The organism is bacterium (assembly GCA_031082185.1).
Lineage (GTDB): Bacteria > Sysuimicrobiota > Sysuimicrobiia > Sysuimicrobiales > Humicultoraceae > VGFA01.
Genome location: JAVHLI010000018.1, coordinates 39,520 through 48,854 on the forward strand (window position 1 = coordinate 39,520; position 9,335 = coordinate 48,854).

Here is a 9,335-nt window from a genome sequence, read left to right on the forward strand (position 1 = left end):
CCTGGGCATCCACAGTGGACACGACCGACCCTACAACGCGCCCCAACGCCGCATCCCTGAGGGAGACTCTGCCGCGCTTTGCGATGATAATGGCTACGCTGCTCGCTCTGGCCACCTTCCCGCAGTCGGCGTTCTTCACCGTGGAGCGCATCGAGGTAGACGGGGCCGAGACGATTCCCGCAGCCGAGGTTGTCGAGCTCTCCGGCTTGAGGCGCGCCGAGCGCCTGTTCTCCGTGGACGCCGCCGCAGTGCTGCGGAAACTCCGGGCCGACCCTCGCATCAGGGAGGCAGCGGTGCTTGTGCGACCGCCCAGGATCGTGCTCATCAGGATCACCGAGCGCCGCCCGGTGGCGGCATTGGTCGCCGGTGCTGGGTTCGCAAGGGTGGCCGATGATAATGTGGTGGTGGCGATCGCCTCGGATTCAGGGGGGCTGCCCGAGATCGAGGACCGCACCAGACCAAATGCGTTGTTCCGCCCAGGCCATTCCGTGGCCTCCGAGGGAGTGCGAGCCGCGCTCGCGGCCCTGGACGCGGTTCCGGCGCATCTGGCAGGCGACCTGAAGCGCATCGTGGTAGCAACGGGTCTGGACCTGACCCTCGTCACCCGCTCGGGCCTGGAGATTCGTGCCGGGGGTCTGGTGGGGTTATCGGAGCGGCTGGATCAGGTGCCGCGGATCCTGGACGCCCTGCGGGCAAAGGGCGTCACGCCCCTGTCGCTGGACCTGAGGTATGGGGGATCCGTGGTGGTTAGACCGTCTGGAGCAGGAGATGGACGATAGGTGTGGAATGGCCCAACAAGATATAGCAAAAATAAACCCATGACCCACTACAGGTAGCGTATGGTGCGCCGAGGCTCGGTCGCGGGCCTGGACATAGGCACGACCAAGGTTTGTGCCGTTGTCGGCGAGGTGGACGAGGACGGCGATGTCCACATCACCGGCGCCGGTAGCGTGCCTTCTTCCGGCATGCGCCGCGGGGTGGTTGTGGACCTTAATTCCACGGCCCGCGCGATCGAGGAGGCCACCGACCGCGCCGAGCGCATGGCCGGGACCAGCATTACCACGGCCTTCGTGGCGGTTTCCGGGGAGCACATCACCTCGTCCGACAGCCGGGGCGTGGTGGCGGTGGCGCGCGGGGATCACGAGATCGCGGAAGCGGACGTAACGCGGGTCGTGGACGCCGCCCGGATGGCGGCGCTGCCGGCATCCGACCGCGAGATCATCCATCTTCTCCCGCGCGACTTCGTCGTGGACGGTCAGGACGGCGTCAAGCGGCCGGTGGGGATGTACGGCACCCGCCTGGAGGTCGAGGCCCACATCGTTACGGGCGTGGCCACGGCGCTGGCCAACGTGGCCAAGTGCGCGCAGTTGGCAGGCGTGGAGGTCGCGGAGATGGTGCTGGAGCCGCTGGCTTCGGCGGAGGCCGTGCTCACGCCGTCGGAGCGCGACATCGGCGTGATCCTGGTGGACATAGGCGGCGGCACGACGAGCATAGGGGTATTCGCCAACGGCGGCCTGTGCCACGTGGCGATTCTCCCTGTGGCCGGCGCCCACATTACCAGCGACATCGCGGTGGGGATGCGGACCCCGATGGCCGAGGCGGAGAAGCTGAAGGTCCGCTGGGGCGCGGCATCGCCGGCGGCCGTATCCGAGGGCGAGATGATCGAGGTGTTCAACGTGGGAGGCCGCCAGCCGCGCGTGATCCCACGCCGGATCCTGGCGGAGTTCATCGAGCCGCGGTTGGATGAAATATTCTCGCTCGTTCAGGTCCAGATCCGCCGCAGCGGCTACACGCACCGCGTGCCGGCGGGCGTGGTGGTGACCGGTGGGACCGCACTTCTCGATGGACTGATAGAGCACGCCGAGGTTCGGCTTGGGCTTCCTGCCCGCCTCGGTGCGCCCGACCAGATCACCGGCTTGGTGGAGACGGTTCGGAGCCCGGCCTTCAGCACGGGCGTCGGGCTCGCGCTGTTCGGAGCGCGCGGCCGGACGAGGGCGGGCGCCGCCCACCGGGACGGCACGAGTTCCTTATGGGATCGGACCCGCGCGTGGATTCGCGATCTGCTGGCGGGTGGGTGAGGCGGGAGCCGGGCATACCACGCTAGGTGGGGAGGAGCGGTGATGGCCAACATGGAGCGGGACCTTCAGCGTTATGCGGCGATAAAGGTCATCGGGATGGGAGGCGGGGGCAACAACGCCGTCAACCGCATGATCTCCGCCGGGCTGCGTGGTGTGGAGTTCATAACGGTCAACACCGACGTCCAGGCGCTGGCCCTGTCTTCCGCCGATAAGAAGATCCACGTCGGCGCGAAAACCACCAAGGGGTTGGGCGCCGGCGGTGACCCCACGGTGGGCCGGGCGGCCGCCGAGGAGAACAAGGAGGAGCTCCGCGAGGCCCTGGTCGGCGCGGACATGGTCTTCATCACCGCCGGCATGGGCGGCGGGACCGGTACCGGAGGCGCGCCGGTGATTGCCGAGGTGGCACGCGAGCTGGGTGCGCTGACCGTCGGCGTTGTGACGCGTCCGTTTGGGTTTGAAGGCAAGCGGCGCGCCGCCACCGCCGACGAAGGGGTCCGCACGCTCAAGCAGAAGGTCAACACCCTGATAACGATTCCCAACGACCGGCTGCTGCAGATCATTGACCGGCAGGCCACCGTGGTGGAGGCGTTCCGCACGGCCGACGACGTGCTGCGCCAGGGCGTGCAGGGGATTGCCGATCTCATCACGATTCCCGGGTTGATCAACCTGGACTTCGCCGATGTTCGGACCATCATGGCCGAGGCCGGCAGCGCGCTCATCGGAATCGGGGTTGCCTCGGGTGAGGATCGGGCGACCCGCGCGGCGCAGTCCGCTATCAACAGCCCGCTCCTGGAGACCTCAATGGAAGGCGCGCGCGGGGTGCTCATCAACATCACCGGTGGGCTCGACCTGGGCCTGCTGGAGGTGAGCGAGGCTGCCCAGATCGTGCGCGACGCGGCCGATCCGGACGCCAACATCTTCTTCGGCGCCGTGATTGACGAGAAGGTGCACGACGAGGTCCGCATCACGGTGATCGCAACCGGATTCGAGGCTGCGCGCCGTGTCGAGATGGTGGAGGCGACGCAGGACGACCGGACCAAGGAACCGGTCAGGCTGATTGACGACCTCGACATTCCTGCGTTCCTCCGGAGACGGTAGGGCGTCCCCCGCGTGGGATACAACGGCCTGCCGGGGGCATCGCAGCAGGAGCCGGCCGACCTCGACGCGCGGCTGGATCTTGCCAGGCGGCATGTCGAGACGCTTCTACCCGGGGCGATGGCGGCCGAAGGGCCGCAGCCGCTCTACCTGCTTGCGACAGGCACGGGGCTGGGGGAGCGGTTCATGGCCCTGCGGGGCCGGCTGGCGCCGCTGGGCCTGACGCCGATGCTGCGCACTCACTCCGGCCGCCCGGCGCTCTTGCTCGTGCCCACTCCCCCGCCGGGCCGGTGGGCCTGGCAAACAAGTCTACTGCTCCTGCTCGCCACCGTTGCCACAACCTTCTACGCAGGCTACCTGCAGTCGGCGGCGCTGGTTAGGGCCGGTTTTCTGGACAGCGCGGTGGCGGGTGGGGCCGCGTTCTCGCTATCCGTCCTGGTGATCCTGGGAGCCCACGAGATGGGTCACAAGCTCGTGGCCGTCCGCCGCGGCATTGATGCCAGCCTGCCGTACTTCCTTCCAATGGCTCCCCCGATAGGCACAATGGGCGCCGTCATCGTGACGCGCACCCCGGCGCCCAACAGGGACGGCCTGATGGACCTGGGCGCCTCGGGTCCCATCGCCGGGTTCCTGGTTGCCGTCCCGGTGCTGCTCTACGGGGTCAGCCGATCGTTCATCGTGCACCCCGAGCGCCTTGGGGCTATGGTCTCCATCCCTGATCCGCTGCTGATTCAAGCCATGATCCGCCTGATTCTCGACCCACCATCCGGCCATGCCGTGCTGGGGCATCCGGTGCTGTTCGCCGGGTGGATTGGATTGGTCGTGACCAGCATCAACCTGCTGCCGGCCGGGATGCTCGACGGAGGGCACGCGGTGCGGGCGGCGTTCGGCCCCCGCGCTCACGCCCTGCTTTCGTACGCGGGCGTGGCCGTTGCCGTGCTGATGGGGTTCTATCCGATGGCAATACTCATAGCGCTGCTGATGCGCCGGGGGCACGTGGGACCGCTGGATGACCTGTCCCCGTTGAGTTCCTCCCGCCGGCTGGTCGGTGCGGTCCTGATCGCCGTCTTCCTGCTGAGCGCCGTCGTCTTCCCGCCGCCCTTCTAGCGCCGGCCCATGGGCACCCCCGGCGACTCGCCTTCCCGATCTTCCGCCGGCCGCCCCGGCCTGTGGCGGCGCGCCGCCACGGCCGTCTTCTGTAGGGAGGCGGCCGAGACGCTGCGCGACCGCCGGACCCTGGTGGCCGCGGTGCTGCTTCCTGTACTGACCATGCCCCTGGTGGTGCTGGTGATGCCGGTCCTGGCGGCGCGCCAGCAGGAGGCCCTGCGCGACCGGCCGGTGCGCATCGTCCTGCAAGGGGGGGATGCCGGCGGGCTGGCCGCGCTCGGTTCCAGGGAGGGGGCTTTCCGCCTGATGTCGGTGCCCGAGCCGCAGGCGGCGCTGCTCCAGGGCGAGATCGAGGCGGTCTTGGTTGACCGGGCGCCGGCCGGCGGCAGCCCCCGGGTCGTGGCCGTGTGGTACGACGAATCCAGGCCCGCCTCCCGCGCCGCGGTCCAGCGCGTTGCCCAGGTGGCGGCCAAGCTCGTGCTGCGCGATCTGGAGTCCGCGGCGCAGGAGCGGGGCGTGGACCCGGCGGCGCTCGTGCCGGTAGTGATCGAGCCCCGGAATGCGGCCTCGCCGCAGCGGATGGGAGGCGCGCTGCTGGCCGCGGCCCTGCCGTTCTTCCTGGCGGTATGGCTGCTCCTGGGCGGGCAGTATGCCGCCCTCGACATGGGCGTGGGGGAGAGGGAACGGGGCAGCATGGACGCCCTGCTGACCACACCGGCGCCGCGATCGGCGGTCGTTGCCGGGAAGTTCTTGGCCGTGCTGGCACCGGCTGTGATGGCGGTGGGTCTCATGCTGGCCGCAGGCGTCGCCACGCTACGGTTCGGTTCCGTCCTGCTCACAACCAACCCGGTTGAGGTCTCTCTCCCGGCCGGGACCGCGCTCAAGCTCCTGCTCGTGGCGACCATGCTGGGAGGGTTCCTGTCGGCCTGCCAGCTCTGGGTCAGCCTCCGGGCCAGGTCGCTGCGCGAGGCCCAGCAGGGATTCACCGCCCTCTACCTGGTGGTTGCCCTGCCCGTGATGCTGATTCCCCTCCTGGGGGAGGTCTCCCAGCCATGGGTGGTGTTCGTGCCCGTGGTGAACGCCGTGGTGGTCTTCCGGGGCATTCTGGTGGGCGCGACCCCACTCTCTGCCCTGGCCTGGACCGCCGGCTCGCTGGCGGTCCTGACCGTGCCGGTCCTGTGCCTGGGGACCCGGGCGCTGGTCGGCCCTGAAGGACGGATTCGATGATCGGGCACCCGCGGGAGAGCAAGCGGCCGTCCGGGAGCGTGCGCGCGAGCAAGGCGGCTGCCGCGGACATTGACACGCAAGATGTGGGATTCTAGAATCACCCTGCCTCTACCGGTGGTGTCGTAATGCGCTGCCCGCTCTGTGGCCACGAAGAGAGTAAGGTCCTTGACTCCCGACCCATGCTGGATGGGCGATCTATACGCCGGAGGCGGGAGTGTCTGGACTGCAGCAGGAGGTTCACCACCTACGAACGGGCCGACCCTTCTCCCCTGATGGTCGTGAAGCGCGACGGACGGCGCGAGCCCTTTGATCGGTCCAAGGTGCTGGGTGGCGTCATACGCGCCTGCGGGAAGAGGCCTGTTTCGGTGGAGGCGATGGATGCGCTGGTGGAAGAGGTGGAACGCGAGGTCCGCCGGCCCGGCAACCCCGAGGTGGCGACCGCCACGATCGGAGACCTCGTAATGGAACGCCTACGCGGACTAGACGATGTCGCCTATGTCCGGTTCGCCTCTGAGTACCGTCGGTTCCGCGACGTGGACTCGATAGCGGAGGAGATAGAGACCCTCAAGGAACGCAAGCGCCGGGAGGACGCTCTTCGCGATCAGGTTCCCCTTATCACGCTCACCGACTCACAAATCGCTCGATGACACTACGCTCCCCCGGGGGTGACCTGCATGGAAGGCGCATCGTTCTCTTCGACCCAGCCCCCGGCCCTGTCAGGCGATCTTCCGGGGCCGACCGCAGCATCAGACATCTCCGCCGAGACGCTTTCCGCTTTTGGGGGTGACGAGCTACGCGCCCGCGTCTTCCATGACAAGTATGCCTTGCGGGACCGCGACGGAAACGTCGTGGAGCGCACGCCTGACCAGATGTGGCACCGCATTGCGCGGGAGATCGCATCGGTTGAGCACCCGGACCGCCGGGCGGAGTGGACGGAGAACTTCAACTGGCTGATGGGCGGGTTCCGCTTCATACCCGGCGGTCGGATCATGCACGCCGCGGGCAACTCGCGGCGCGTAACCGCGCTCAACTGCTATGTCATCCCCGTCAAGGACGACTCGATCGAGTCCATCTTCGACTGGATGAAGCAGGCGGCCCGCACCTACAGCCTGGGCGGCGGTGTGGGCACCGACATCTCCGTGCTGCGGCCGCGCGGCGCGTCGGTGAACAACGCCGCCCGCAGCAGCACGGGATCGGTATCGTTCATGGAGCTCTTCTCGCTGACCACGGGTACGATCGGGCAGTCGGGACGGCGCGGGGCGCTCATGATTACCATCGCCGACAACCACCCCGATGTGCTGGACTTCATCAAGGTGAAGCGCAATCTGGAGAAGGTTCGGTACGCCAACCTCAGCGTCCGGATCTCCGATGCGTTCATGCGCGCGGTCGAGGATGACGGCACCCACGACCTCGTTTTTGAGAACGAGCGCGCCACCATGCGGCGAACCGTGAAGGCCCGGGAGGTATGGCGGGACCTGGTCAGCGGGGCCCGCGATTTCGCGGAGCCCGGCGTGATCTTCTGGGACGCGGTCAAGCGCTGGTCCACCTCCGAGTACAACGGCATGGGCGTGATAACCACGAACCCCTGCTCGCTGGTTGGGTCCACATATGTGATGACTCCAAGCGGCATTCACCGGCTGGATGCCCTCGTGAGCCAGGCGGTTACCGACCGCGTGAACCCCGAGGTCGTGATTGACCGGCGTGCGGCCGACAATCAGGGCCTGGCCGCGGTCAAGGCGGATGCACTGGCGTTCACAGGGGTCAAGCGGATCTATCGGGTCGAGACGAGCAGCGGCTTTGGGGTCCGCGGCACGGGGGACCACAAGGTCAAAGTGCTCAACGATGACACCCACGACCCGGAGCATGGATCTACAGGATGGAAGCGCATCGACGAGCTGCGTTCCGGGGATGTACTTGCGGTTATGGACCTGAACGACCCGTCGCTGGTCGAGACGGTCTTCCGTGATCGCTCCCCATATCTCCACCTCGACGCCGAGCGGATCCAGCCTCGCCGGCGTGACGCGCACTACCGCCTCGTTGACATCCCGGAGGTCTGGGACGACGACCTGGCCTACCTGCTGGGGTACGCGGTCGGCGACGGATCGTACACCAGGCATTCCAGCCGCGCCGAGAGCGCGAACCGGCTGGACGTCCACATGCACGTCAAGGACGCCCCGCATGTGAAGCCGATCATCGACCGCGTGACCGCTAGCTGCCTGCGATACCGACGCGAGCGCGTGCCTGCAGGTGGCGGGACGGTGGTGGCGGAGATCGACTACCCCCTCCAGGTGCGGGAAGGGACGAACCACGCGTGGGTGTCTGTGCATTCTGCGGCGTTTCTGCGCATGTTGGGGGCGCTCGGGTTGAGGCCCGCCGTCGCGCACGAGAAGATGGTGCCCGAATCCATCCTGACCGCCCCAAAGGAAGCGACGGCCGGCTTCCTGCGCGGCCTGTTCGACGCCGACGGGACCGTCTCCCATCCCGGAGAGCAGCCGATGGTATCGCTCTCTTCCACATCCCGAACGCTGATCCAGCAGGTGCAGTTGCTGCTCCTTCAATTCGGGGTGTTCTCAACAATCACTACATACCGCGCGGATGTGAAGAACGCGACCCGCACCTCCGGGCTTACCTACGTCACCAAGGGCGGCGAGCGGCGCGAGTATCAGAGCGTGCACGATAGCTACAAGCTGTGCATCGGGGGATTCCCATCCATCGAGCGATTTGCGGAGTGCATCGGTAGCGCCCTGCCGCGGAAGCAGCAGATGCTGGAGGCCCTGCGGACTTCGCCCAAGATGGCACTTCGCAGGGTGACCAGCGTGACGCGAGTCGCGCGTGTCGTGGACGAGGGCGTTTCTGAACCCGTCTACGATCTCACCGTGCTCGACACCAAGTCGTTTATCGCCAACGGGCTCATTGTGTCAAATAGCGAGATACCCCTCGAACCCTACGGGAACTGCTGCCTGGGCAGCATCAACCTCGCCCGCTTCGTGCGGGACGAGTTCAACTCATCGGCGCGCGTGGACTGGGAGCAACTGGATCGGGCGTTGCGTTATGCCGTGCGCTTTCTCGACAACGTGCTCGACTACAACGCCGAGAGGCATCCCCTGCCCCAGCACCGGGAGGCGAGTCTATACTCGCGCCGCATCGGCGTGGGCTTCACCGGGTTGGGCGACATGCTGGTGATGCTGCGCCTGAGGTATGATTCCGAGCCCGCGATCGCCTTCGCGGACGGGATCTTTGATCGGATCAAGAACGTCGTCTACGACGAAAGCGTCAACCTGGCCGTCGAGAAAGGCCAGTTTCCGGGGTACGACGCGGGATCCCACACGAGCCAGGCGTTCGTTCGGATGCTCTGCCCCAAGGTCCAGGAGCGAATCCACGGCCACGGGCTGCGCAACGTGGCGCTGCTGACCGTTCCCCCCGTGGGAAGCGGGGCGGCGCTGGCAGGCGTCACCAGCGGCATCGAACCCATCTTCGACCTTTCGTACGTCCGGCGGTCGGAGTCCCTCTCGCAGGAGTTCTTTACCGTTTACCACACGCTCGTCCGGGAGTTCATGGACCGCTTCGGAATCGAGCGCCAGAGCGACCTGCCCGACTGGTTCGTTACCGCACACCAGATCCGCCCCGAGATGCGCGTCCGGATGCAGGCCGCGATCCAGCGCCACATTGACCACGCGATCTCGTCCACGGTCAATCTGCCGCAGGACGCGGCGCACGAGGACGTTGAAAAGGTCTACTTCATGGCCTGGAAGTCGGGGTGCAAGGGCATCACCGTCTACCGCTACGGCAGCAAGAGGGAGCAGGTTCTCTACCTGGGGAGCGACTCCA

At 67.2% G+C, this 9,335-nt stretch carries 7 protein-coding genes; all 7 read left to right on the forward strand.

The genetic code is table 11. The features are described from left to right. Nucleotides 1-14: 14 nt before the first annotated feature. Nucleotides 15-779, forward strand: coding sequence for an FtsQ-type POTRA domain-containing protein (locus RDU83_12960; GenBank protein MDQ7841911.1), 765 nt, complete (start codon nt 15-17; stop codon nt 777-779). 60 nt (nt 780-839) lie between these two features. Next, a complete protein-coding gene (gene ftsA, locus RDU83_12965; GenBank protein MDQ7841912.1) occupies nt 840-2,078 on the forward strand; it encodes a cell division protein FtsA in 1,239 nt (412 codons plus the stop codon). Nucleotides 2,079-2,120: 42 nt separating this feature from the next. Continuing rightward, nucleotides 2,121-3,176 carry a cell division protein FtsZ gene (gene ftsZ / locus RDU83_12970; protein MDQ7841913.1) on the forward strand — a complete coding sequence of 352 codons (1,056 nt, stop codon included), beginning with the start codon at nt 2,121-2,123 and terminating at the stop codon, nt 3,174-3,176. Between the two features lie 12 nt (nt 3,177-3,188). Beyond that, entirely contained in the window at nt 3,189-4,280 is a 1,092-nt protein-coding gene (locus RDU83_12975; protein ID MDQ7841914.1) for a site-2 protease family protein, read from the forward strand. A gap of 9 nt (nt 4,281-4,289) precedes the next feature. After that, a complete protein-coding gene (locus RDU83_12980; protein ID MDQ7841915.1) occupies nt 4,290-5,507 on the forward strand; it encodes an ABC transporter permease subunit in 1,218 nt (405 codons plus the stop codon). Between the two features lie 125 nt (nt 5,508-5,632). Continuing rightward, a complete protein-coding gene (gene nrdR / locus RDU83_12985; GenBank protein ID MDQ7841916.1) occupies nt 5,633-6,154 on the forward strand; it encodes a transcriptional regulator NrdR in 522 nt (173 codons plus the stop codon). Nucleotides 6,155-6,181: 27 nt separating this feature from the next. Continuing rightward, nucleotides 6,182-9,335, forward strand: a 3,154-nt coding sequence (locus tag RDU83_12990) for an LAGLIDADG family homing endonuclease (protein ID MDQ7841917.1), incomplete at its 3' end; no start/stop codon positions are given.

What these genes read in the sequence shown, in the direction of transcription:
- RDU83_12980 (MDQ7841915.1), top strand. Translation starts at nt 4,290, where the DNA reads ATGGGCACCCCCGGCGACTCGCCTTCCCGATCTTCCGCCGGCCGCCCC.
- ftsA (MDQ7841912.1), top strand. Translation starts at nt 840, where the DNA reads ATGGTGCGCCGAGGCTCGGTCGCGGGCCTGGACATAGGCACGACCAAG.
- ftsZ (MDQ7841913.1), top strand. Translation starts at nt 2,121, where the DNA reads ATGGCCAACATGGAGCGGGACCTTCAGCGTTATGCGGCGATAAAGGTC.
- nrdR (MDQ7841916.1), top strand. Translation starts at nt 5,633, where the DNA reads ATGCGCTGCCCGCTCTGTGGCCACGAAGAGAGTAAGGTCCTTGACTCC.